This window comes from Alteromonas sp. CNT1-28 (assembly GCF_022348345.1).
Classification (GTDB): Bacteria; Pseudomonadota; Gammaproteobacteria; order Enterobacterales; family Alteromonadaceae; genus Alteromonas; species Alteromonas macleodii.
The window spans coordinates 181,649-207,486 of sequence record NZ_JAKREZ010000016.1 but is presented as its reverse complement, the minus strand read 5'-3'; the positions used below and the strand labels follow the sequence as shown (position 1 = coordinate 207,486).

Genomic DNA, 25,838 nt, shown 5'->3' with positions numbered 1-25,838 from the left:
CAACGCAAACTAAGCCCTCGTGCGAACGCGTAAATAATAATATCAATAATCGCCGCTTTGTTAGCGCGTAAAAACGGTTGTGGAACTGTGTCAGAGCTTGTTGAAGACAATAATAACGATAATGAGGCCTCTGTTGAGAAGGGGCTTTCGACACCTGTTCAGCAGCCGTTGCCACTTGCGTTTATTAATGGCGAAGCGCTAATTGAAAAGCCTGAAGATCTCTTCATTCCCCCCGATGCCCTAGAGGTCATATTAGAAACCTTCGAAGGGCCGCTCGACTTACTACTTTATCTGATTAGAAAACAAAAGTTTGATATCACCACACTGCCCATCGCTGATGTTACCAAACAGTATATGGAGTATGTGGATGCCATGATGTCGCTAAAATTAGAGCTGGCGGCAGAGTACTTGCTGATGGCAGCCATATTGGCAGAAATTAAGTCCAGGCTTCTATTGCCTAAACGCAGTGACGATTCCGACGAAGAAGAAGACCCTCGCGCAGAGCTTATTCGCCGATTAAAAGAATACGAGCTAGTAAAGCAAGCGGCAGAAGATTTAGATATTCAGCCTAGACTTGAACGGGATATTTTCACCACTCACGTTGAACTAAGTGAGAATGTGGCGCCAATTCGCATTGAGCCCGATGTGTCTTTAGCTGAAATTGTATTGGCGTTCAGTGCGGCCATGAAGCGCGCTGAAGCGTTTGAACACCATACCATTGCACGGGAAGCACTGAGCACGCGAGAGCGCATGTCGCTCATCTTGTCGTTACTCACAACAACAGAATATACGCCACTTGAACGCCTATTTACGGTTGAAGAAGGTAAAGCTGGGGTAGTGGTTTGCTTCTTAGCAATTTTAGAATTAGTAAAAGAACAGCTAATTTTATGCATTCAGGCAGGTCCTTATGCAAAAATTCATGTAAAATTAGGTGCCCATGAAGAAAATTAACACGGCGCAGCTTAAACAATTGGTAGAGGCAGCAATATTTGTTGCTGATAAGCCTATTTCAAAGCAGCATTTAAAAGAAACGGTACTCAATGAATTTACCGTCGCTGATAGAACCTTGAGTAAGGTGATTAACGAACTAAAGTTAGACTATCAGCCAAGAGGCATTCAATTGGTGGAAGTAGCAAGTGGCTATCGCTTTCAGTCGTTAGATGCGTTAAGCCCGTGGTTAAGCAAATTGTGGCAGGAAAATGCGCCAAAGTATTCTAGAGCAATGCTCGAAACCTTGGCACTCATTGCCTATCGTCAACCTATAACCCGCGGAGAAATAGAGCAGGTCAGGGGCGTGGCGGTAAGCAGTAATATTATAAAGACACTCACAGAACGAGACTGGGTAAAGGTAGTAGGTCACAAAGAAGTGCCTGGGCGACCAGCGCTTTATGCAACTACCAAAGGCTTCTTAGACTATTTTTCGATGACGTCGTTGAGCGATTTGCCCAATGCTGATGCTTTCGAAAACATGGCTGAAAGCGTTGCGTCAGACTCGCCGCTTAAGGTGTTAAATGAGGCACCGTCCGAATAGACCGTGCGACCGTAAACAAGCAATTAAAGAGTGAAAACCCATGACTGAAAAGTTGCAAAAAGTACTGGCTAACCAAGGGCTAGGCTCGCGACGAGAAATGGAACGTTGGATTGAAGAAGGCCGAGTATCGGTCGATGGCACCAAAGCAACATTAGGAGATAGAGTCGATCACACCGCACAAATTCGTGTTGATGGTCATTTGCTATCTCGTCAAACAGAACAGCCAATTTGCCGTGTGTTGATGTACAACAAACCCGAAGGTGAATTGTGTAGCCGTCACGACCCTGAAGGTCGCGATACGGTATTTGACCGCCTTCCCGCCATTCGATTAGGGCGCTGGATCACCGTTGGTCGTCTAGACATGAACACCAGTGGCCTGCTGTTATTCACTAACGATGGTGAATTAGCCAACCGCCTAATGCACCCTAAGTGCGAAGTAGAACGCGAATACGCAGTACGTGTATTCGGTGAGGTAACAGGCAAAACACTACATACCCTTCAAAAAGGTGTAGAGCTGGAAGACGGCGAAGCAAAGTTCCTGACAATTTCAGGTGCGCCTACGCCGCAGCATGCTGAAGATGAAAGCATGAACCGTTGGTACAACGTAACGTTGAAAGAAGGGCGTAACCGCGAAGTGCGTCGTCTTTGGGAGTCGCAAGGCGTGCAGGTAAGCCGTTTGATCCGTGTTAAGTATGGCCCAATTGAATTGCAAAAGCGTCTACCCCAAGGTGCGTGGGTAGAACTAGGATTAGAAGACGTGAACGCGCTTCGTAGCCATGTTCAACTGCCGGATGAAACGCAAACTATGGTTAATGTGCGCCAGGGCAAACTTGACCACGCGCGTTTAAGTCGCATGCGTCGCTCGGTTAAAAAGCATAAAGTGCGTAAGCAACAAGGCTTAAATAAACGAGCTGGGCGTCCCGCCAAACGTAAGTAATAGTTAATTTATTCTTGACGTGTAAGTGATTACTCAAAGCCGCAAGCGTTCGCTAGCGGCTTTTTTATTTCAGTGACGTGCATTCTTCAACTTAATCACTAGGTTTGTCCCCCATTTAATTCTGATTTCAGTCACGATGATTACGATCTTCTTTCTAAGCGATGGCGTAGCAAAGTGTGAAGCTGCTACGTCAAGTAGGGTAAGACCAAAACGGAAAAGGAGATAGTAATGAAAGATATGCCTCAGTTAGGAATGGGAACGTTTCGGTTGAAAGGTGACGAGGCCCGTGAGTCAGTCAGTAAAGCGCTAGAGGTTGGTTTCAGACACATTGATACCGCACAATTTTATGACAACGAAGCACAAGTAGGCGATGCCATAAAAACCAGCGGCCTTGATAGAAGCGAACTGTTTGTCACCACCAAGGTGTGGCACGAGTCATTGGGCGATACCCATTTTATTCCAAATGTTCACGAAAGCTTAGAAAAGCTGAAGCTAGAATATGTTGATTTGCTTCTTATCCATTGGCCATATCCTGGCAATGATATTTCACTCGAAAGTTACTTAGGCAATCTTGCAAAGGCGAAAGAGCAAGGGCTTACTCGTCATATTGGGGTGTCTAATTTCACTATTGATTTGTTAGATAAGGCCGAAAAGGTTATTGGTAAAGGCGAGATTTACACCAACCAAATTGAAATCCATCCTTTCATGCAAAATAAGAAAGTTGTTGAAGCGTGTAAGGAAAAAGGCATAAAAGCGACTGCATATATGCCATTTGCGGTAGGAAAAGTAATGAAGGACGAAACTTTATTGCGAATAGCGCAAAACCACGATGCGACGCCAGCGCAAGTTGTTCTGGCGTGGATGGAGAAACGTCACATTTACGCAATCCCTTCATCAACCAGTAAAGTACACTTGGCGGAGAATTTAGCTTACGGTGGTGTACATTTAACTGATTCAGAGCTCGCGCTTATTGATGATCTTGATAACGGCGACCGAATTGTAAACCCAGATTTTGCTCCAGACTGGGATTAACGATTTATAGAGAGCGTTTGTCTTTAGACTACGAACGGGATAGCGTTTAATTTTACCTAGCTCTGTGTACTGGGCTAAAATCAGGGGCCGCCTTTGAGGTATTAATGGCGGCCCCTGAAGAGTCTTTGAATTACCGGTTCAGATTAAATCGATAGATGTGACTTGGTATGGACTCGTGTAAAGGTGTTTTTTAAGGCATGTGATACCGAAAACATCACATGCTCTATTCGGCTTGCTCTATTTCTTTGATGACTTTGGCAGGGTTACCACCTATGACCACATTGTCGCCAAAAGACTTAGTTACCACCGCGCCAGAGGCCACAACCACATTGTCTCCTAACGTTACGCCAGGGTTTATGACCGCCATACCACCAATCCAGCAATTATCGCCAATAGTAATGGGCTTGGCGAACTCGATGCCGGTTGCCCTTTGTACAGGATCTAATGGGTGCGTAGCGGTGTACAAGCCGACTTGAGGCGCAATCATGCAGTTATCACCTATCGTGACCTTCGCTGCATCTAAAATCACACAATTGAAGTTAGCGAAAAAATTTTCGCCTACGTGAATATTTTCGCCGTAATCACATTTGAATGAAGACTCGATGTAAAGTCTTTTTCCAGTACTACCAAACAGCTCTTTTAGTAGTCTTGTACGCTTTTTGTGGTCACTTTGACAAGTTGTGTTGAGCTCGTCTAATTGCATACGGCATTGCTTGCGCAATGCCGATAATGTTTTGTCTGACGGAAAGTATAAATCGCCAGCAAGCATCTTTTCTTGTTCAGTCATGCATTTCCAGTAGGTAAGCTTAAATGATTAAGCCAATACGTTACTGTGCACTGCCGTAGCTTACAATGACTTTTTGCTTAAGTTCGTCGCTTTCAATGTCTAAGGTAACAGGGCGGTGCAAAACAATGTTGCCGTCTACAGTAACCGATGCACTAATCGATAGGGTAGGTTTGTTGTCTGATTTCTTGCCCCAAGCGCTTTCACTTTCCTTATATACGATATCGCCTAAAACGTGAGAAGAGCCAGACAAAGTAATATCGCCGTTGAGTGTTTTGATGTGTTTTTCAATGGTTGTATCGACGGCTGTTATGTCTCCATTCACTGTTTCAACGCTACCGCCAATTGCACTTTGCGTAGGAAGCGTAACATTTCCATTCACGGTCTCTACACCCTTAAGCACATTGAGGTGTGAAGCTGCATTTACATCGCCATTTACAATGTCGATATTTCGGACAGACACATGGCTACCCATTTCAAGATTGCCGTTAACGATACTGACTTCATCCGCGCCACCATGATCGCTAATTTCCACATTGCCATTAACAGAAGAAATATCGCCAGCGTGCTTCCCTTCAGCGATGTCAATATTGCCTAGAATAGAACTGAAATCGCTGCCTTCTAATGCACTAGCGTCGCCAACATGGATAACGCAGCCCGTAAGTAATGAAGCTGATAGCAGCATAGCTGCACTGGCAATAATAGACTTTTTCATATTCTTATATCCTTGATTATTTTATAAATACTTAATAACACGCTTTAACGGTATTAATATCAAACACAAATTTTATTGTGTATTTATAAAATACATTTCACGTATCATGCCACTCTTAAAAAGTATTTTAAATCAAAAGGTTAGTTTAATATGCCAAAGGGGGGAGACTGCCTTAATAGTGTAATGACTAATTTTATAGTTTCATCTGCCATCGGATGGCGAATTTGACCATTTTGTACCACATGGCTCTAGGCTCAGAAGGGATTTCAGAAGGGGACAGACACTCAATGTGAATACATCTTTTTGGTTACAAGCTACTTTTTTGAGTGTGTGTCCAAGAAGTACAGGTAGCTATTTGAGTGTGTGTCCAAAGAGTACGGGCAAGGTTTTAGCCTATGTGAGTGTCCGTCCTCGAATTGTATTTGGTTACAAGCTGCTTTTTTGAGTGTGTGTCCAAGAAGTACAGGTAGCTATTTGAGTGTGTGTCCAACGAGTACAGGCAAGGTGTTAGCCTATGCGAGTGTCTGTCCTCGAATTTTAATAGTATGTTGGTACATGTGGTTTTTATTTTTTAGTGAGGTTAGGTGGCGATGATAAAGATTTATCACAACCCAGAGTGCGGCACGTCTAGGAATGTACTGGCGGTGATCAAGGCCGCTGGGTATGAGGTGCAGGTTATTGAGTATTTACGTGTTGGGTGGGAACGTGAACAACTAACTTATTTATTGAATGCAGCTAACCTTAACCCTCGACAAGCGCTTCGCACAACAAAGTCGCCTGCTGCTGAATTAGGGTTACTTGATGAAACAGTGAGTAACGAAATCATCTTTGAATTGATGCTGGAACATCCCGTTTTAGTGAATAGGCCTATTGTTTGCATTCCCGAAGGTGAACACGAAAAAGCAGTTTCTTTACCTCTTGGGAGAGTTGAAGGTAATTCTTATTCGAATAACGCGAAAGAAACAGTGAAATTATGCCGGCCAAGTGAAGCTGTACTGAATATTTTGCCTGTATGGCCACAAGGCCCTTTTGCTAAAGAAGACGGCACACCACTTATAGACCAAGATGGTAATCGAGTAATTTAAACGGAGTAGTTTATGCAGGACAAGTACACGCAATTGAATAAGGCTAAAAGGCTTGCATTGGCCTGTTTGATTTTTGCCGCAAGTGTATTTGTTTTAACGGTTTTACTTCCCAAGTTTTATCCAAACTTGCAAGGAGCATGGTGGTTGGGGCTTATTAAGATGGCTAGTGAGGCGGCGCTCATCGGTGGTCTAGCTGACTGGTTTGCAGTGACGGCATTATTTAAGCCAATTCCAGCGAAGTACCCCATTCCGCACACCAATATCGTGGCTAGTAACAAGTCTGTTATTGCTAATAATCTATCATTGTTCGTTAAGGAAAAGTTCTTTCATCCTGAAGCAATAGAGAAGCTAATTCGGGACAGCGACCCTGCAAAGGGCGCGGGAAGGTGGTTGTCACAAGATAGAAACGCTACCCGTTTAAGTCGCTTTCTATGCGATGCTTTTGCAGGCGTTCTTCGCGTGCTCGATGACAAACCTGTGAAAGCGTTTATCGCTAAAACCGCACAGAGGGGCATTAACCAACTTGATCTTAGGCAATTGATGGCAACCTCGTTAAGCGCCGTTACGAAAGAGCGCCAGCATCAGGTAGTGCTTGATAAGGTGTTAGGGAAATTGGCCTCACTGCTTGCAGAGCCAGAAACCCAAATCTACATAGCAGATACGTTAGTAGTCTGGCTAAAAACTGAATACAGTCGTATTGAAAAGCTATTGCCGTCTAGTTGGCTAAGCGAGCAGGGGGCACTCATAGCTGTTAAAGCGGTTTCAAGTATTTTGGAAGATGTATACGAAGATGAGCATCACCCCATTCGCCATGCATTTGATGAGCAAGTACACGAATTCCTCTACGAACTACAGCACAGCCCGTTAATGGAGAAAAAGGTAAACAGCTATCGGGAAAAAATTATTAGTGACCCAGCGTTAAACGCGTATGTTCAGCAATCATGGGCCAAGTTTCATCAATGGCTTTTAACGTCTCTTGAACAGCAAAATGGTAAAGCAGAAACAAAGGTGTCGAGCCTTTTAAACGATTTGGGTACCACGTTAACGCAAGACAGTGAGCTAGCAAAAGCGTTCAATAAGCACATTGGAGAAGCGGCTAAATATATGGCGCCTGAGTTGGCTGAATTTCTAACCCGTCACATTCGCGACACCATAAATAGTTGGGATGAACGTGAAATGGCTGAACAGGTAGAGTTGAATATTGGCCGCGATCTTCAAAAAGTTCGCATAAACGGCACGATCGTAGGCGGGTTGATAGGTGCAATATTGTTTAGCATAGAGGCCCTACTTGGCCTCTAGTCATTTATTTAAGCAAGTCGCATTAGCTGGTGTGGGTATGAACAGCTTAAGTGTCGCTGTTAATCAGCGCTAAAACGCAAACTATAAAGCAACCATTTCAACGCTTTGTATAGGCAACAAACTTTAAAAAAGTCTACTTCGCCGTTAGTGCAAATACCAAATTATCAGCGTCTACTTTGCCTTTCAAACCGCCTTCAAGCACCGAGCGCTCTAACCTTTGAATGTTGTAGTCCACTGAATAAAGAGCGTCAATGGTTTTTTCGTTCACGCTAAATGGAGGGCCGGCCATTTCATTCTGGTCATACTCGAAAGAAATGATTAGCTGGGGGGCGCATTGAGTAATGGCCATTAAATGCGCAGCATATTGCTCGCGAAGCGGGCTAGGCAGCGCGACTAAAGCGGCTCTATCGTAAATGCCCGTAACGTCACCTAAGTCGCTTGATGTAAGTTTAAAGATATCACCCACGTAAATGGTTAAACCGTCTTTAGCGTAAATTTTACCGTTGGAAGTAGTGGTAACGGTAGGCTCTTCACCTAGCTCTTCAAACAGCTGTATAATAGCCACTTCGCTTAGCTCAGCACCAACCACTTCACAACCCTTGGAGAGTAACCAACCAATATCACGGGTCTTTCCACATAGTGGTACAAAAATGCGCTTTAAAGATGTGCTAGGACTATCGTCGCCAAACAGAAAAGACGCATACTTTACTAAAAGTGCATTCCCTTCAGGTTCGTGAAATCCAATCTCGTTCTTTTGCCATTTACTGTGCCAAAAACTATGTTCCATATAAACCTCAAGTAGGTAAGCGATATATCTCTAAAAAAACAGACGTTTTTATGAAGGGTATTAGAAACAAAAAGGTAGCGAGAAACGCTACCTTTTAAGCAAAATTAGTTATCAAGCGGTGTATTGAAGTCTTCAGATAACTCGAAGTCACCTTCAACCGTTGTCACTTTGTTGTCTACAAAGTTAATCACCATTTGCTTTTGAAAATCTTCACCACGCTTTTTCATACCGCGCTTCATATCGTAAACGTAGTACCAAGTGTCATCGTCGAATGAGTCTTGAACAACAGGGTTACCTAGTACATAAATAACTTGTTCTTTTGTCATTCCAACGCGCAGCTTTTCCACATCTCTTTGATCAAGGAAGTTTCCTTGAGGAACGTCGATTCGATAAATCCAGTTCGAACAAGCGGTTGATGTTAGTGTGATACCAAGAATTACTAATAGGTGTTGCAACTTCATGCGTTAATTTGTCCAGTATTGCCTTTGTTAGTGTCAATGAACTTCGCTAAAGCGAATTTCGAGACTGTTTTATTGCAAGCGCGAAGGCATGCTACATTGACAACTATGACCAATCAACTGCATTTTAGTTCGATGCTGCGCTTTTAAGCAGTTCTTTTGCATTCGCTAGCGCCGATTTGGTTACTTTATCACCGGCTAATAGTCTTGCAAGCTCATCGATCCTGTCTTGCTTAGTCAGCGCCAACATCTGGGTTTCAGTACTTTCCCCGTCGGTAAGCTTGGTAACAAACAATTGATTATGTGCCTGTGCCGCTACTTGAGGTAGATGGGTAACACACATTACTTGCGATTGTTTACCTAATTTACGTAAAAGCCCGCCAACGATTGATGCTGTTGGGCCGCTAATGCCCGTATCGACTTCATCGAAAATCATAGTAGGGGTAGCGTGATGGCCGCTCGCGATAACCTGAATAGCCAGTCCTATACGAGAAAGTTCACCACCTGATACGACTTTTTCTAATTTGTCTGCATCTTGACCAGGGTTGGTAGACACTTTAAATTCTACGGTATCTAGACCTGTGCTCACAGGCTTCTTAAGTTCGTCGTATTGAATCTGAATATCCACTTTTGCGTGGGGCATATTCATTTGGCGAATTTGCACTTCAATATCTTCGCTTAGCTTACCAGCAGCACGTTGCCTGCTCTCAGAAAGCGCTTTGGTCGCGGTTAAATACGTTGCTCGTGCTTCTTCTACTTCGCTTTCAAGCGTACCTAACAGTGTTTCCTGTTCCGATAAAGCATTGAATTCTGCGGCTAGCTCTTGATGATGCTGATAAAGTCCTTCTGGCATCACAGTATGTTTACGGGCAAGTTCCATCGCCTTCGCATAGCGCGCCTCAACTTGCTGTAAGCGAAGTGGATCGATCTCTAAGTGATCGCAGTAGCTACGTAGCTCTCCTGCCGCTTCTTCTACTTGAATTGCTGCATCATTAAGCATTGCAATGATTGGCGTTAAACTAGCGTCGTGCGTCTCTAATTCGCCTAAACGTTCAATACTGCCTTGTATAACTGACAGAGCGTTGCCTTCATCGCTTTCATATAAATTGTATACGCTGGTCTGTGCTTGCTCTAAAAGGCTTTGCCCGTTACTCAGGCGTTTGTGCTCTATTTCTAACTCTTCAAATTCACCCTCTTCAATGGCGAATTCATCAAGTTCTTGAACCTGATAAGTTAACAGCTGAATTCTGTCTTCGCGCTGCTGGGCTTGTTCTTGAAGCGCCTTTAACGTGCGCTGCTTATCACGCCAAAGAGAGTAGGTTTCTCTAACTTGCACTAATATGTCGTTGTGCTTAGCGTAACCATCGACTAATTCCCTTTGATGGTCTTCTTTCAGCAACTGTAGGTGAGTATTTTGACCGTGAATGGCTAACAAAAACTGGCCTAAGCCTTTTAACTGCTGAAGTGAGGCGGGAATACCGTTGATAAAAGCTTTTGAACGGCCTTCCTTTGAAATAACTCTGCGAATAAAGCAGCTATTCTCATCTTCATCTGAGGTGAGCTCATGTTCATCGAGGAAGGCTTTAGCTAATACATTGCCGTTTAAAGAAAAGTGAGCAATGATCTCCGCTTTTGCGCTGCCTTTTCGCACCGCATTGGCATCAGCGCGCTCGCCTAAGCACAAACTTAAAGCATCAATGGCGATGGATTTACCTGCACCGGTTTCGCCGGTTATAGCAGTCAACCCGTTTTCCAGTTGAACCGATAATTGTTTTACAACAGCAAAATTTGAAATAGAAAGATGCGCTAACATAACCACACTCGAAAAAGTTGAACATGATGATATATACAGTAACTGATAATATATACAGTATTTGTGTTGTGTAAAGTTAAGTCGTAAAAAATTTATTTAAAAATAACCGATGTGGATGATAAGTTTCATAAAATCAGATATATAGATTGTTTATTGTGAAGGGGGGTTATGAGTAACCTATATTTGAACTCGCCGTGGAGGGGGAATTGAAAGAGGCTGTGTAGGTTGAAAGAACAGTAGTGAAGTGCTCCTATGAAGTAAACCGATTTCTTGAATACATGCAGAGTAGTTTGCCGTTCTGACTACCTTTGGTTTTATTAAGACAAACAGTAAAAAGGAGAGCCGAAGCTCTCCTTAATATTACAACTTTAATCTATTGCAGATAGTTCGGATTACAATCTGCAAACACAGCGAACGTATTCTATTGCTGTAACTCACCGCTGCCAGACTCAATGTGTGCGCGCACAAACCACTGAAACTGTTCTAAATCCGCAAGTTGGCCGGTAATCATATCTTCCGATACTGGGTCAATTTCACCTAAAAGCTCTAACGCTTTTCTATGGTCACCATTTACACCGTCATATACGGCATCCAGCGCCTTAAGGTGGTCAAGTACTAAACCTTTACCCAACTCATAATCGTTCCAGCTGCGACCTTCAACAATGGCTTTTGGTGTACCTTTCGGTACGCCACCTAATGTAGCAATTCGCTCTGCAATTGTGTCGGTCATTTCGCGTACCGCATCTACCTGCGGGTCCAACATTTCATGCACACCGATAAAATTTGGTCCTACTACATTCCAATGAATGTGCTTCAACGTTAACTGTAAATCTAATAGTGCAACCAATCGCTGATCCAATACCTTGATTGTTTTGGCAGCTGCATCGTTATCCATTCCAGGGGCTGTAAATTTGATATTGGTGTTACTCATGATATCTCCTATTGAATGCAAATAAGTCAGCGGGATGCGAAACATCATTTAGGCCAAATAACAAAGACCGTGTGCTGACGACTTGTTGTAATAGGTGCAACAGGTATGCCGAAAACTTATATTTCTATAAGTCTTGGTTTTCGTTAAGGAAATTAGAGAAGATTAAAAAATCTTTATTTTTCAAGCCTGTAGCAATCAAGAAAATGCTACAGGCTTATGTAATAAATGCACACGGAATCAACTAAATGGAGCAGGGAGGTTAATAAAGCTTACTACCCCAACCTAACTTTTTACGAAGTACATTGAAGTAGCTGTAGCCCTTAGGGTGAACAAGATGGAGTTTGTCTACGCTTTTGTTTATTCGAATTTCATCGCCAGGTAGCACCGGCAGAACAATATGGCTATCGCAACTTACTTGTAGCGAGTCACTATTAACCTTTGATACTTTCATCGATACCTGACTGTCAGCATCAACAACGATTGGACGGCTGCTAAGTGTGTGAGGAAACATGGGGACTAAAGTTAGCGCATCTAGCTTAGGCATTATAATAGGGCCGCCCGCTGATAAAGAGTAAGCCGTTGAACCTGTGGGTGTGGCTACTATTAATCCGTCGCTGCGCTGACTGAATACAAATTGCTCATCGATGTAAATTTCAAATTCCATCATATGGGCAACTTTTCCGTGGTGAAGTACCACTTCGTTTACAGCAGAGTTGTTACTTTTAAGCTTTTCGTGTCGATAAACTTCTACTTCAAGTAAGAAGCGCTCTTCTACTACGCATTCACCGTTAAAAATAAGGTCAAGTTGTTGAACAATATCATCGGGGTGGATATCAGTTAAAAAGCCGAGATTTCCGCGGTTTACACCGACAACGTGAATGTCAAAGCGAGCGAGCACACGTGCTGCACCAAGCATGCTGCCGTCACCGCCTACCACAACGGCAAGGTCAGCCTCTTTGCCAATAGTGACAAGGTTACAGCTTTTGAAGTTTTCGGTTTCAAGCTCTTCAGCAATACTTTCCTCAACCAATAATTTACAGCCTTTTGCCAATAAATAGTCGGCAAGAATGTTCAGGCTGTCGTGGGTTGCAGCGTGCTGAGGTTTTCCAATTAAAGCAACGGTTTGATAGGGCATGGAATGCTAATGTCCTTTCATTTCCAATGGTTGGACATTAGCATAGGTTTTTTGCAAAAGAAAAGCGTAAAACGGCACACAGCGCAAGGTTTAGCGATCTTCTAACCGATTATAGTCGAGAAGACCGCCTTCAATAGGATAGCGCTCGCTTGACCATTGCATTAATTTATCACTAAACGCCCAAAAGTTAGGGTTGGTTCGGCGCATGCCAACATCGTCGAGCAGGGCTTTGTAATCGGCTTCGCTTTTAATGGATTTAAGCTTCTCAATCGAAGACGTTATCTCTGAGGCATTGATATACCAGAATGCGTCAGGGTAACTGCCCAACAAACCATGAACTAGCGTGATGGAATCTTTAGAAGGCTCTCGGTTTTCCTCTTCTTCAAATAGGCTATTTACATTGTAATGCGCGCTATTTCTAAGGGCAGTGAATACATCAATATTGTCTGGGTTTTTGTCGTCTTGAATCACAATCATGGTAGTTTCAGGCATCAACGTCGCTTGTTGAGCAGGAAGTGAATCTAAGCGCTCTAATGCTTCGAACTGTTCAGCTGATAGCAAACGTTTATTGTAGGTTGAGGCGTTCGGTTGAACCTTGGCCAAGTATTGCGATAACAATTGATAAAGTTCTTGTTGAGGATTATCTGTTTCGAACGCTATGCCAGAAGGTTGTTCGAAACTGTTGATATCACCTTCCAAATAATCGGTAAGTTCAGGGCTTGCGTTTTGATACCAATCGTCAAGAAGGTCATGGCGGGTAGTTGGAGGAAGTAGATTAAGGAAGTTCGATTCACCTTCCATGCGCAAGAAATCCATATACAAACGGGTCAATAACTGATGGCCATAATTGCCGTAAACATCAAAGCCAGCCACAAGTAAATAGTGAATGCGCTCTAACAAGGCATAGTCAATCACCCATGCTGTTTTAGTGGGCTGGCCAACCATCCCTTTAACAACTGTGGCATTATCGAAATGACGAAATACGGTTAAGCTGGCATTGGTATTACCGCCGTCGCCATCCCATATACTCGACACACTCAAATGCTCTTCATTTTTGAATTCATTGTTCAAAAAGGTGGTTCTTGCACGCATATATTCGCCTTGGCGCTTTGCGTATTTAACCCAGTTTACCGCAAGGGCTGAGCTATCTTTTTCAGCGGGAAGGTGGAGGTTTTCTTTTTGAGAAGCGTAAAAAGCATTTACTTTTTCAGATGCTGCAATGTCTGGGTCGACAAAGAACACCCAGAATCGATCGTTAATGACGTTAAGCGCGACTTGTCCTCTGCACACGGGACCTTTGATATAACCCATAATGGTGTTTTGCGCGCGCTCAAGCATAAATCGATAACGACTTTCTACTGGCAATAAGGTAAAGGCCGTTAATGGGTTGGCTGCCACCTGGGGGTTGTATGATGGCAATGTTTCTACAGAAAATTCTGCGTCGACAAACCACGATTGCCATTTATCCATCAGTGTTTTATTAATGGCGTACGCTTGATGTGTTTTACTCACAATAGTTGAATGCACTGGCTGTAGACGATAGTAAACGCGCTCGACCTCCGGGTCGTCGAAGGGTCTGCGAGTAGCAATAATATCTAACGCTTGTCCGGGTGGTGTACGCGAGCGCACTAGATTAAAAAACTGAGGCGTTTTACCTTTTTCTGAAATATCTTCGAAATAGAGGTGAGACGTAAACAAGTGTTCGTAAATATAGCGTGCGGAAAGCTGCATCTTGTTGCTATCCCCATTAAGCCATACTTCCAAATCAGTTATGTTCTCATTCAGTTCTTGTGAGAGCGCTTTGGTTAAAGGTAACGGCGCACCATGGTTTAACCACTGAATGAGTGTAGAGTGCTCTGCATCCGACAGGGCTGGCAGTGCGTAGGGCATGCCTCCCAGGGGCTGGCCTGCTATGTACCCGCCCATTTCATCTATTGTTGGGCATTGGTTTTGTCGATTTAAGCTTATATCGAAATTGTCACCTAAATGAGCGGTGTTGGGCAAAGGGTGCTGTTTTTTTAGCAAAAGCATTTGCGCTAGCACCGAAGATTGGGTCGGCGAAGCGTTAGGTTTTTCTTTCGATTCGAGCACGTCGAAAAAGCCACGCTCTCGCCATGCGTCTACGTTGTGGGCGTCGAGAAACATTCTATTGGGTTGGGCAGCGGTGAGTCGTGTGCCTTCATAGACTTTTTCTTTGTTAGCACCTCTGGCTATACCTTCTGGAGATGTCATCTTTAGTTGGCATGGCGCATCGTAACAGGCGTGGCAGACAACACAGCGCTGCGTTAGTACTGGGTTTACTTGTGTATCAAAGAAATTGTCGGGCAAATTCTCCATGGCGGGCATGACGTTGTTTGATGAAAGTAAAGGAGCGTCAGGTTTCGGCCATTGCCATATCGCTATAGCGATAATTGCTATAAGCAACGAAATCATACCGAGTTTCTTCATAATCGTAGTCCACAGAAAAGTTCTAATCAGTTTATCACTCATTTCACGTACGGTGATATTAATAATTAACCATTAACGCTTGGCAATGGAAACAACCACGCATTTGTATGTATTTGGAGGAAAGCTGGAGAGGTAGTGGGGCGGTAACATTATTTTTACATTGTCATTGCTTTGGGCGTTGTACTAGGTATGCTGATGAAAAGAATTCGCAGCGAGGGAAACATGTCTCATCAAATTATTCTGCCAAGAGTGATGCACATAGGGAAAGGGGCGAGTCAGCGGGTTGCTGAAACGCTAAAAGGACTCAACTGCCATAAACCTTTACTGGTTACCGATAAGGTAATGGTTGAGTTGGGATATAGTGCTGCCATGGTACAGGTGCTGGAAGAGGCAGGAATAAGCGCCGATGTATTTTCAGATACGGTGCCAGAGCCCACGGTGAGGTCTATTTATCGCGGTGTGGATGCGTTCAAAACCCACGCTTATGACAGCATCATTGCTTTAGGTGGTGGAAGCCCCATCGATAGCGCAAAAGCCATCGCTATTTTGGGTAAGTACGGCGGCGAAATGCGTGACTACAAATTCCCGCGGGTTGTAGATGAAGCGGGACTGCCGATCATTGCTATTCCCACAACAGCGGGAACGGGCTCAGAAGCAACGCGATTTACCATTATCACCGACGAAGATACCACAGAAAAAATGTTGTGTGTTGGTTTAGGGTTTATGCCAACGGCAGCCTTGGTCGATTATTCATTAACGCAAAGTTTGCCTGCCCGCGTGACAGCCGATACAGGCATTGATGCGCTTACTCACGCTATTGAAGCGTTTGTTAGCCGCAAAGCCAATCTTTACAGTGATGCACAGGCGTTATCAGCCATGGCGTTAATTGCGCCTAATCTGCGTACGGTATTTGCAGACCCAACAAATGAAACGGCGAGAGAATCAATGATGCTGGGCTCAACGCTCGCGGGTACTGCCTTTTCAAATGCTTCAGTGGCTCTTGTTCACGGAATGAGCCGGCCTATCGGTGCGGCGTTCCATGTGCCTCACGGATTGTCGAATGCCATGTTGTTGCCCGCGGTTACCGCCTTTTCTATTCCAAGTGCATCAGTGCGTTATGCACAATGTGCTCGCGCCATGGGTGTTGCTACCCAAAGTGACTCTGATGAGGTGGCGAATCAAAAGCTTATCAACGAACTAAAAGCACTGAATGCAGATTTGCAGGTACCTACGCCTGCCGACTTCGGTATTGATAAAGAGGCATTTTTTGCAGCGACGTCAACAATGGCAGAACAAGCTCTGGCATCAGGTTCTCCCGGTAATAATCCACGTGTACCTACCATTGAAGAAATGGTTGCCATTTATGTATCTCTTTGGGAATAGCGATTACTTCATGCTTAATGCGAGCATAATCGTTCTTTGGTTTTCTAGAAACACGAATTTTTCATGTTGAATAAAGTATGAGTCGAATTAAAAATAAAGAGATTAAATTCTAAAATAGCTGACCCCTTTTTGTTTCAATTCTCGTGTTTATATATGGAGGTAATTATTGCCTTTAATACTCACAGAGGAATAACAATGAAAACGTTAGCTTTAATTTTACTTATGATTTCAAGTAGTTTTGCTACAGCAGGGCTCAAAGAGGAAAAAAATAATAAGCAATGGTCACCCGAAAGAAGTGAGCATTTCTTTTTCAAAAGGAAGTTGGTACTTGAAAATGGATATCATCATAAGATCAGATCAAACTTTGTAGATGAAATTTATAAGATTTATGTATTACTTCCCGAAAATTACGATTCAAGGAAGGAAGGAGGTTATCCGGTTTTTTACTTGCTAGATGCCGACTACTTTACTCACGCACTTCATCATTCACTAAAGCTTAATACTACAGTTCCAGACTCCATTATTGTTGGTATTGGATATGAAGACTTGGATCCTGATGGTACCAAGCGTATTCGAGATTATTCACCAACCACTGTTGACGATTATCCGAACTCGGGCGGCGCTGAAAACTTTAGGAGCATGTTGGTTAATGAACTGATGCCAAAAATAGATCGATACTTAAACATAAATCCTGATCAAGAAACGTTAGTAACGTGGTCTATGAGTGGACTATTTGCGCTTCATACTATGTTCAACTATCGAGAGATGTTTGATAACTATATTGTTGCTTCGCCTTATCTTCCTTGGGATGAATATATGATCTTCAATGAAGAAGCAGAATTCGCAAATGCCAATAATGATTTGGAAGCTAAGTTATTCCTGAGTGTCGGAGAACTTGAGCCCATTGAAACAACGTTGTCTCCATTTAACGCACTGGTACAAACACTAGAAGCGAGAAACTATCCTAGTTTACTTATTGAAGATAGAACGATTGAAGGAGAAGCTCATAACACAATGGTGGCACCATCTTTCAATAAAGGGCTGCGTCACGTTTTTAGTGATATTAAATCAGTCAATCTCGGAGATGACGTTCTAGGTGAATATGAGGCCATTTACGACTTTTTTCCAGGTGTTTCAATCGCTATTCAAGTCAAAGGAGAACTATTGGTCGCACAAGTTTCAGGTAGCAACGGTTTTGAAATGTACCCACAAGCTATCGATGAGTTCTTTAGCAAAATGATCCCAGGTTTATCCGTTAGCTTTGTACGCAATGAAGCTGGCGAAGTGAATCAGATAATTTATGACTCACCTACGCTTGGCTATTTTGTTGGTACACGTAGATAGATAATATTCGATTAATAGATTAGTGCTCGGATTTTAAATTTTCTAGAGCAGACTCTACTAAGCGGTTGGCCGATAATAACTTTTCATTATTTTCCAACCGCTCATATAGCTTGGTCAAATAACGTAAGTTCTCTTTTATAACTTTTGGATTGGGCTCATCTCTAGCTAGAGCGTTCCGTTGGCTGTGTTGGAGATATGCTTCGGCTGACTCGTAATCTTGGTTAAAAAACATGGCAATACCGATTGTTTGTTGTATTTCTGATATTGGATACTCGGTGTCTTTATATTTTGAACGAAAAACAGATTCTGCTTCCTTCATAAGTAATATGCTAGACTTCAGTTTTCCCAGACGGCCCTTAACAATTCCAAGAACCCACTTGGAATACTGAGTTGTATCGTGATTCGCTCCAAAGTGTTCTAGAGAGAGCGCCATCGCGTTGCCAAGCGTGACTTCTGCTTCAGTGTAATCGCCAGTTGCTTGAAGAAAGTTGCCATAATTTGTCAACAATCCCGTCATTTTAATGTGGCGTTCACCGTATTTTTTAGCGGTCATTTCAATAGATAATTTGTGATAGGATTTTGATTCTACCTTTTTCGCCAGCATATATTTTACAGACGCTAGCATACCAACTGTATCTATCCCCAAATCCGAGTTTTCGCCATACAGTGACGATACATCTGTTATTTGCTTTTCAAGCAGAACTTCTGCTTCCAACCATCTATCTTGATACCAATACAGATGAGCTCGTGTTGCTTGAACTTGAACAAAGTGAGGCGATTGCAAAAGTTTGTCGTCCACCAATTGTTGATGCAATGAAGAAAGTAGCTTATTTGCTTTTTCATATTCACGATTACTGATGTACGCTTTTGCAAGATAGATGCGATTAGGAATAGCGCCATCGTTTCCGGTTGATTCAAACTTTTTGTATTGTTCACTTGCATTTAAATGTGAAGTAATTGCTTCCTCCCATTCTGTGCGTTCTTGATATAAACGCGCATGTAAAAAGTGGGTATTGGCTGATAGACGAGCAGATTCATTATGTTTTATTTTTTTTATATTCTTCAAAGCAATATTTATATATTTATCAGTGTTATCTAAATTACCCAGTCCGAGTTCTGCAAAGCCGAGCGCAATCGCATTTTTAGCAGTATCATCGGGGAGACTAATATGTCCGCTTTGTTGAGCGAGTTTGAGATGCTTTTTAGCATTATCAAAGTCTGCTAGGTTTAGAAATACTTCTCCAATACTTCTATTAAGTGAATATCGAACGTAAGGCGATAAATTTTTTAGTCGCGGTATTTCCTCACTAGCTGCGACAATCACTTCCTTAGCGGATTTTGCTTTCCCCTTTGCATTATAGGGATCAACCTGTGTAAAAGAACTCAAAAGTAGATGGTTGATTGTGTCAGCCCTCGCTATTTCCATCGCAGCGAGGTCTTTCTCGTATGCAAGCTGTCTGTTTTTATAAACTAATACAACGAGTAAAGATGAAACTAAAATAGAAGAGAAAAAGAAAGCTGCACTGGCGAGTCTATGGCGCTTACAGCATAGCGAAAGTTTATTTCGAAGGTTAGGTTTAACTGCCGTTATAGGTCTGAGGTTTAAATAAGAATTAATGTCGTTTACGAAGTGCTCTACAGTTTGATACCGGTGGCGAGCTTCATAGGATAGTGTTTTTCGCAGAATCGCTTCTAATTCGTCAATTCTGTAGTTTTCGTCCCATACTTTATCCCAAGTATTACTCGCAATTCGAGCCATTTTTATTGATGGTGGGGGAGACAATCTTTCCTTGATCGTCTCGCTAACCGAAAAATTATTCGTTGAATAAGGACTTTTCCCTGAGATCAGGTGGTAAAGTATAATGCCAAGTGAATAGATATCAGTTGCTATTGATAGCTTTTTCCCAAGTAGTTGTTCCGGGCTGGCAAATTCTGGCGTGTATATACGTGTATGGTTGTCACCGTTGTCGTTAGAAATATCTGATGTACTTGAACTTAATCGAGCAAGTCCAAAATCAATCAATTTTGGTTGTTTTTGGTGGTTTACTAGAATATTCGATGGCTTTAAATCGCGGTGAACAACGGAGTGAGCATGTGCGTAAATTACTCCTTCACAAACTTTAAGGAGTAGCTCCAATCGCTCTCTAATCGAGAGTTTCTTGTTGCGACAAAATTCGGTAATAGGAACGCCTTCAACATACTCCATGACTATATATGGATCCCCTTCGTCAGTGGTTCCGCCATCTAGTAGTCGACATATAGAAGGGTGTTCAAGCGAGGCTAAAGTTTGCCTTTCTAATCGAAAGAGTGATTTATGATGTGCGGTTTTGAGACGAATTTGGCTTACTTTTATAGCGACTTGCTTTTCAAATTCGCCATCTATTCGCTTTCCTAAAAATACACTTCCCATGCCTCCCTGCCCAAGCAATCTTAGAATTCTGTATTTCCCAAAAGTTTGCTGTGTACTAGAGAACAAGCACTTGTCTAAAATGGTGTTGTTAAGAGGAAAAGGGTTATTTCTACTCGCAAGCTTTCTATCATTCTCCAAAAGTTCAGTGACTTGTCGATACAATTCTTTATTGTTAAGGCAACGTTTCTCTAGTAACACCTTTCTATCATCATCCTCCAAGTCGATACATTCTATGAACAATTCTTTGACGTTTTTATATGAGTTTTCAAGCATAAGAAGTCTCGCAATCTAGGCATCGGTTGAACCATGATTGCGCAAACCTCCATTTTCGTTTTGCAGTGCTGAGCGAAATTTGTTTTAGCTGTGCTATTTCTTCCAAAGATAACCCAACGAAAAATCTAAGCTCAGTTAGCTCAGCAATGTCTGGATCTAGCTTGTGAAGGCTTTCTAAGAGCTGATTGATAGTTAGCCATAGCTCGATATCGCTGTAGTCGATGGGTTGAGAGTTGGGCTCAAAAGACTCGATAGTGAACATTGCTCCTCGCTTCTCACATTGCTTAGAGCGAAGGTAATCTATAACCACTCTTCTGGAAACTCTTGCCAGTATTGAAAAAAAGTGTGCTTTGTTTTGCCAGTTAAATTGTTGCTGTCCCTCAAATTTGAGATAAACATTATGAACCATTTCCGTGGTACTTATTGTCATGTGTTCTCTGTGAGGAGATATTCGATTGGCTACAATTCGCTTGAGGGACGGGTAAACTGTTTCAAAAAGCGTATTCCACGCGTGCCGGTCACCAGATTGCGACCTTTCGAGCAGAGTTGCTAAATCTTGAGTGTGTACAATGTTGATTCCTTTTATCATCGTGGAAGTCCTTGCCAGTCGAATTGTAAAACTTATCCTCCAAAGTTTCTCATCGAATGGCAAGTAAAGAATTTGTCTAGTAAACTTTTACATTAACTACCGAGCCGTCCAGCCCCCATCAAGTACCATAGTTTGCCCTGTTATATTGCGAGCACTGGGCGACATTAAGAAGCTTGCGGTATCTGCAAGTTCTTCAACGCTAACAAATTGCTTTTTAGGCATGGGTTCTAACATTATTTTTGTTATTACCTCTTCCTCGGTAAGGTTATTTTCTTTTGCCTGTGCTGCAATTTGTTTTTCCACCAATGGTGTTTTCACATAGGCAGGGCAAAGGGTATTGATAGTTACATCGCAATCTCCTGTTTCAAGAGCGATAGTCTTTGCGAACCCTAACAGCCCATGCTTCGCCGCTACATAAGCAGACTTATAGGGCGAGGCTACCAACGAGTGAATAGATCCTACATTGATAATGCGCCCGTAATTTTGCTTACGCATGGCAGGTAAAAAAGCTTGGGTTAAAAGAGCAGGTCCAACAAGCATGATATTTATAAGCTGCTGCCATTTATCTGCAGGGAAGTCCTCTATGCGTGAAACGTGCTGAATACCGGCATTGTTTATAAGTACATCAACGGTATGCTTCCCTAGTACCTCAGGTAGCGCTGCGACTTGCCCTGCATCGCACACGTCTACGGCTACTGCGCTGGCCGAACCGTCTAAATGCGCAAGTCGAGTCACAGCCTCTTTTGCTGCCTGTTCGTTTATGTCGGCGATGATCACATGGTGCCCTTGTTTCATCATTGACTCAGCAATGCCAAAGCCAATGCCGCTTGCTCCACCCGTGATAAATATTGTGCGCTTAGTCATTGTTACTTCCGTTGGATTTATTTAGTGAAGGTGCACTATTTAATGAAAACAGCAGCTGTTTTACTGCGTTTATTTGTGCGCCGTTCCTGTTGGCGTAATCGCCAGAGGCATAGCCCCACCAATCCCAACAGCCTTGTGGATTTAACGGCATGAATAACGACTTCTTAGTTTGCGGATAAAGCACAACAATATTGTTGTCATCAGCCCATTCATTCAGCCCTGTTTGGGTAGTGTAGGCATCGCCAACGGCATCGGCATACTGGTTACAGCCGTGGAAACTAATATGGGCTCTGCACGGCTCGCCTTGTGCACAGCTTTCAGGCACATACACAAAACCTTCACTTGCTAATGTTTTGGCATCGCCCCCCGCTATTTTTTGCTGATCAATTGAATGAATTTGCCCTGACAGTGACTCGTCAGGTGTCGAAACATTTTCAATAAGATGAGAGAGCATGGCACCTGCTGCATCGTAGTCGCAGTTCCCAATGAAGGGGCTTTCTGACTTCATGCAGTTAACCCCATTGTTTTGGGTAGGAAAAAGGTGTGCCATCGGCTTGTCATTGATATAGGCAATATTTTGTGTGTCTGTCCACAATTTGTATTGCTCAAATAATAAATCGCTCACTGGTGCAATCACTCTGGTGTCTTGCGTACCGTGGAAAAGCCAGACTTTTGCGTCTTTCATATTGGAAAGCGACGCAATTTTTCCTTCAGTTTCATACTGTTTGGCTTTTTCATTCAGCGCTTCAAGGTTAATTTCTCCCTCTACCTTGTTCACGCACTGTGCCAGGGCAGTGGTTATATCACCTTGTGCACAGAAGTACGGGCCACCAGCAATAACGCCAACGCCTTTTACCCAGTCGCTGTGTGCTAACTGAAATTGTGTTGCCATGTAACCGCCTGACGATAAGCCAGATACGGTAACGTTATTTAAATCAATGGTGAGTGAAGGGAGCGCGTCTTGCGCAGATGACTCGTTACCGAACACCGGTACACTAACGGCAAGTGCGCTTAATACAGACAGACAAAGCGCGTGGCGTAAAAAGGGGGTAGATTTCATCATTGCATTGCTGCCTTATCATTTTCTAAAAATTGGCGAATAGCCTGAGCCTGAGCGGATACATTCGTCACGCCTTCCAAATGACCTAATTTGCCATTTAGCGTAACCAATGTGCTGTCGTTATTCATTGAAGTTAAACCTTGGTGTGCACTTTGCGATAAGTAGGGCATAAGAAGCAAATCAGTTTGAGCTGGAATAAACAGCGTTTTCGCCTTTATCGACGCCAGCCCTTGCTCAAGATTACCTTGATGCCCAGCAACGAAGAGCTGGCAAGCTCGAACCAAATATAAAAGGTGGTTTGCGTCCATGGATTTTGCCCGGGTCTTTGCTCGCTCACGCAGCCAGTTCACAATACTGTGTGATTGACGTATGTCATTAAGCGGCGCCGACTCAACATTTTTATACCCTAACGTGTTGCCGGTTTGGTTGAAAAAAGAAGGGGTAAGGGCATTTTGCGTAATTAACATGAGCGAGGCAGCTAAGCCATTAAGGGGCGCTTGCTCTTTGGAATAAGCGCCGTTGTTCCAGTTTTTATCTAGAGTGATAGGCGTTGCCCAGTGTTCCAATGCCGCGGTAGTCCATGCATCGCTTTGACCTGCGCCGATAACTGAAATCATACGTTCAACCCAGTCTGGGTAAGCGCTCGCCCAATCGATAGCCTGCATAGAGCCCATAGAAGGCCCAATAACCGCATACAGTTTGCTAATGCCTAAACTTTCGAGAAGTGCTTTTTGAACATTGACAAAGTCACGTATTGTCACGACGGGAAAGTCTAAGCCATAGGGTTTGCCTGTATCTGGATTTATTGACGTAGGACCGGTTGTAATAACGTGCGGGTCGTAAGCATTTAGATTGGCCAGCGTATCAACGCTTATTACATAAAAGCGGTCTGTGTCAATCGCCTTGCCGGGGCCGATAATACTATCCCAGTAGCCTGGCGCTGGATCGTTTTCATCGTACTTTCCAGCGGCATGAGAAGATCCAGAAAAATAGTGGGTAATCAGTATAACGTTACTCTTAGCATCATTTAGTGTTCCGTACGCCTCCCAGCCAACTTTTACGTTTTTAATTTGTTTACCACCAAAGGTTGTGAAATGAGGCATTTCAAAAACGCGTTTTTCTACCATCAGCGAAGCATTGGAATGCGAAGCGCTCGGCGAGGAAGAAGCTGCCTCAGACGAAGGTGCTTTTGAAGAACTGAGCAATGACGATGTATCTTCGAGTTCGCCAGCAATGCCCTGACAATGTATCGTCAACATTAGCGTGGCAAATAATCCTACCAATGAGCGCTGTTTTTTAACTAAAAACACCTCAACCAAGTTTGCTAATGCTAACGGTTTCTGTACTCGTTGTGAGCTGAGCTGTTTCAATAGCTTATTGATTCCTTTGCTCTTATTCCACACTAACGTGGAAGCAAGCGTCTTGTTCCAATTCATACTTTCTTATCCTTTTCTCAGACCGCATTTTCAGATGGCAATATTTTGCAAGAGTGACCTATTTGTCATGCGGTCTTCGACTATATCGTTGGCTTTGACTAATGCTACATAATGCTAAACAGGCCAATGGCCATAGCAAGCCCAATAACTGGCACCACAACTGTTAGCGCACCAACCGCCCAGTAGGCAGCCTGATGGGTTTCGTTACAAATGGCGCGTATGGTAGTAACCACATAGCCATTGTGAGGTAACGAATCTAATGCGCCTGATGATATAGACACAATTCTATGTAGCTGTTCTGGCTCTACGCCTTGGTCAAGGTAATGCGGAGCCACCAAGGGTAAGGCAATGGCTTGTCCGCCAGATGCACTTCCTGTTAACCCTGCAATCACGCTTACGGCAATGGCGGCACCAATAAGCTCGTTACCAGGAATTTGGGTCATAAGCGCTACTGTTGTTTGAAACGCTTCGGTGTTTTTTGCTATAGAGCCAAAACCTACAACAGCTGCGGTGTTACCTATGGCGATCAATGCGCCGGTGGTACCCGCATTTATGGCAACCGGTAAACTGTGAAAATGTTTGTAGTTAATAGCCAGCAAACACAGTACGCCGCCGCCTAACGCCAGAATAAGCGCAAGCTGAGCGAGTTCTTCATGGAATAGAAACGAAATGACTAACACCACGACTAACGGCACAATTCCGGTAAGCGGGTGGGGTAGCGCTCTGTCTCGCACTTCAGGGTCGCTTGCTCTGGCTTCAAACACCTCGCCGTTATTAACGGCTTTTCTGATCATCTTAGCAAGCCACCAGTAACCGAAGCATGCCATGAATATGGCGACGACAAGGCTAACTTCCCACGCGGCAAAAGGGGAGGTACCCAAATACTTTATAGGGATCCAGTTTTGGATTTCTGGCGAGCCCGCGGAGGTCATCGTAAATGTTACCGACCCGAATGCCATGGCAGCAGGTATGAAGCGACGGGGTAGATTGGCATCTTTAAACAAACTCACCGCCATAGGGTAAACAGAAAACGCTACCACAAACACGCTTACACCACCGTAGGTCAAAATAGCGCAAGCTAGCACAACAGCTAATACGGCACGCTTGTAACCAATTTTGGTGATAATCCAGCGAGAAACAGCATCTGCTGCTCCTGTGTCTTCCATGAATTTACCGAATAACGCACCAAGTAAAAACATGAAAAACCAAGAGGCGATAAAGCCAGAGAAACCACTCATATAGGTTTGAACGAAGTTTACGTCGCCGGTGAAGACGCCGATATTATTGGTAATGGCAACTACAAGCGCACACAAAGGTGCAGCAATAAAGAGGTTCATTCCGCGTATTGTCAAAACAATAAGCAACAACAGACCGCCTACTAAGCCAATCATACTTAACATAGTTATTATTCCTTAAAAAATCTGTGACCGCAGATGATCCGAAACAGTTAAGTCGATTTAAGATTTGCTTACACTCAAAACCACAAAGTGTATACAAATCAGATAAAAAGCGTTCATAACAGAC

General features: G+C 43.4%; 22 protein-coding genes. 8 read left to right on the top strand and 14 right to left on the bottom strand.

Going from position 1 to position 25,838, the window contains the following annotated elements; all coding sequences use genetic code 11:
- Window positions 1-87: 87 nt before the first annotated feature.
- The 4 genes from MHN02_RS12060 (at window position 88) to dkgB (ending at window position 3,500) form a co-directional block, all read left to right on the top strand.
- Window positions 88-951 (top strand): segregation/condensation protein A, encoded by an 864-nt coding sequence (locus tag MHN02_RS12060; RefSeq protein WP_168533234.1) that lies wholly within the window; start codon window positions 88-90, stop codon window positions 949-951.
- On the top strand, window positions 938-1,531 hold the full coding sequence (gene scpB / locus MHN02_RS12055; RefSeq protein WP_014948948.1) for an SMC-Scp complex subunit ScpB: 594 nt from the start codon (window positions 938-940) through the stop codon (window positions 1,529-1,531). The genes MHN02_RS12060 and scpB overlap by 14 nt, the downstream gene beginning before the upstream one ends.
- A gap of 40 nt (window positions 1,532-1,571) precedes the next feature.
- The gene (rluB, locus tag MHN02_RS12050; RefSeq protein WP_014948949.1) at window positions 1,572-2,468 is read left to right on the top strand and encodes a 23S rRNA pseudouridine(2605) synthase RluB; all 897 of its coding nucleotides are present in this window, start codon (window positions 1,572-1,574) and stop codon (window positions 2,466-2,468) included.
- Window positions 2,469-2,696: 228 nt separating this feature from the next.
- Entirely contained in the window at window positions 2,697-3,500 is an 804-nt protein-coding gene (dkgB, locus tag MHN02_RS12045) for a 2,5-didehydrogluconate reductase DkgB (RefSeq protein ID WP_239246291.1), read from the top strand.
- A gap of 223 nt (window positions 3,501-3,723) precedes the next feature.
- Here dkgB and MHN02_RS12040 read toward each other — a convergent pair whose 3' ends face one another.
- Complete coding sequence (locus tag MHN02_RS12040) at window positions 3,724-4,287, bottom strand: sugar O-acetyltransferase (protein WP_039230376.1); 564 nt, start codon at window positions 4,285-4,287, stop codon at window positions 3,724-3,726.
- Between the two features lie 40 nt (window positions 4,288-4,327).
- Window positions 4,328-4,999: a hypothetical protein gene (locus MHN02_RS12035; RefSeq protein WP_239246289.1), complete on the bottom strand. Its 672-nt coding sequence runs from the start codon at window positions 4,997-4,999 to the stop codon at window positions 4,328-4,330.
- Window positions 5,000-5,589: 590 nt separating this feature from the next.
- On the opposite strand from MHN02_RS12035, the gene MHN02_RS12030 reads away from it, so the two are divergent.
- On the top strand, window positions 5,590-6,084 hold the full coding sequence (locus tag MHN02_RS12030) for an arsenate reductase family protein (protein ID WP_239246287.1): 495 nt from the start codon (window positions 5,590-5,592) through the stop codon (window positions 6,082-6,084).
- A 12-nt stretch (window positions 6,085-6,096) separates the two neighbouring features.
- Entirely contained in the window at window positions 6,097-7,383 is a 1,287-nt protein-coding gene (locus MHN02_RS12025) for a DUF445 family protein (RefSeq protein WP_014978842.1), read from the top strand.
- Window positions 7,384-7,516: 133 nt separating this feature from the next.
- On the opposite strand, the gene tmpT is transcribed toward MHN02_RS12025, so the two are convergent.
- The 6 genes from tmpT to MHN02_RS11995 form a co-directional block, all read right to left on the bottom strand.
- Window positions 7,517-8,170: a thiopurine S-methyltransferase gene (tmpT, locus tag MHN02_RS12020; RefSeq protein WP_014978843.1), complete on the bottom strand. Its 654-nt coding sequence runs from the start codon at window positions 8,168-8,170 to the stop codon at window positions 7,517-7,519.
- Window positions 8,171-8,274: 104 nt separating this feature from the next.
- Entirely contained in the window at window positions 8,275-8,631 is a 357-nt protein-coding gene (gene bamE / locus MHN02_RS12015; RefSeq protein ID WP_012517879.1) for an outer membrane protein assembly factor BamE, read from the bottom strand.
- A 124-nt stretch (window positions 8,632-8,755) separates the two neighbouring features.
- Window positions 8,756-10,441: a DNA repair protein RecN gene (gene recN, locus MHN02_RS12010; protein WP_014978844.1), complete on the bottom strand. Its 1,686-nt coding sequence runs from the start codon at window positions 10,439-10,441 to the stop codon at window positions 8,756-8,758.
- Window positions 10,442-10,862: 421 nt separating this feature from the next.
- Entirely contained in the window at window positions 10,863-11,372 is a 510-nt protein-coding gene (gene dps / locus MHN02_RS12005; protein WP_014976104.1) for a DNA starvation/stationary phase protection protein Dps, read from the bottom strand.
- A 259-nt stretch (window positions 11,373-11,631) separates the two neighbouring features.
- Window positions 11,632-12,507 carry an NAD(+) kinase gene (gene nadK, locus MHN02_RS12000; RefSeq protein WP_014978845.1) on the bottom strand — a complete coding sequence of 292 codons (876 nt, stop codon included), beginning with the start codon at window positions 12,505-12,507 and terminating at the stop codon, window positions 11,632-11,634.
- A gap of 90 nt (window positions 12,508-12,597) precedes the next feature.
- Entirely contained in the window at window positions 12,598-14,940 is a 2,343-nt protein-coding gene (locus tag MHN02_RS11995) for a fatty acid cis/trans isomerase (RefSeq protein WP_239246310.1), read from the bottom strand.
- A gap of 210 nt (window positions 14,941-15,150) precedes the next feature.
- Here MHN02_RS11995 and MHN02_RS11990 point away from each other — a divergent pair, with 210 nt between their 5' ends.
- Together MHN02_RS11990 and MHN02_RS11985 are read left to right on the top strand one after the other, a co-directional pair.
- Window positions 15,151-16,338 carry an iron-containing alcohol dehydrogenase gene (locus MHN02_RS11990; RefSeq protein ID WP_239246285.1) on the top strand — a complete coding sequence of 396 codons (1,188 nt, stop codon included), beginning with the start codon at window positions 15,151-15,153 and terminating at the stop codon, window positions 16,336-16,338.
- Between the two features lie 195 nt (window positions 16,339-16,533).
- Window positions 16,534-17,682 carry an alpha/beta hydrolase-fold protein gene (locus MHN02_RS11985; RefSeq protein WP_239246283.1) on the top strand — a complete coding sequence of 383 codons (1,149 nt, stop codon included), beginning with the start codon at window positions 16,534-16,536 and terminating at the stop codon, window positions 17,680-17,682.
- A 19-nt stretch (window positions 17,683-17,701) separates the two neighbouring features.
- Here MHN02_RS11985 and MHN02_RS11980 read toward each other — a convergent pair whose 3' ends face one another.
- The 6 genes from MHN02_RS11980 to MHN02_RS11955 form a co-directional block, all read right to left on the bottom strand.
- On the bottom strand, window positions 17,702-20,365 hold the full coding sequence (locus MHN02_RS11980) for a serine/threonine-protein kinase (RefSeq protein ID WP_239246281.1): 2,664 nt from the start codon (window positions 20,363-20,365) through the stop codon (window positions 17,702-17,704).
- Window positions 20,358-20,954 (bottom strand): ECF-type sigma factor, encoded by a 597-nt coding sequence (locus tag MHN02_RS11975; protein WP_239246279.1) that lies wholly within the window; start codon window positions 20,952-20,954, stop codon window positions 20,358-20,360. The genes MHN02_RS11980 and MHN02_RS11975 overlap by 8 nt, the downstream gene beginning before the upstream one ends.
- A 96-nt stretch (window positions 20,955-21,050) precedes the next feature.
- Window positions 21,051-21,818: a 3-hydroxybutyrate dehydrogenase gene (locus MHN02_RS11970; RefSeq protein ID WP_168533246.1), complete on the bottom strand. Its 768-nt coding sequence runs from the start codon at window positions 21,816-21,818 to the stop codon at window positions 21,051-21,053.
- The gene (locus MHN02_RS11965) at window positions 21,811-22,881 is read right to left on the bottom strand and encodes a PHB depolymerase family esterase (protein WP_239246277.1); all 1,071 of its coding nucleotides are present in this window, start codon (window positions 22,879-22,881) and stop codon (window positions 21,811-21,813) included. Before MHN02_RS11965 ends, MHN02_RS11970 begins: the two co-directional genes overlap by 8 nt.
- Window positions 22,878-24,314, bottom strand: coding sequence for a homoserine O-acetyltransferase (locus tag MHN02_RS11960; protein WP_239246274.1), 1,437 nt, complete (start codon window positions 24,312-24,314; stop codon window positions 22,878-22,880). The genes MHN02_RS11965 and MHN02_RS11960 overlap by 4 nt, the downstream gene beginning before the upstream one ends.
- Window positions 24,315-24,418: 104 nt before the next feature.
- A complete protein-coding gene (locus MHN02_RS11955; protein WP_014976110.1) occupies window positions 24,419-25,714 on the bottom strand; it encodes an SLC13 family permease in 1,296 nt (431 codons plus the stop codon).
- Between the last annotated feature and the right edge of the window lie 124 nt (window positions 25,715-25,838).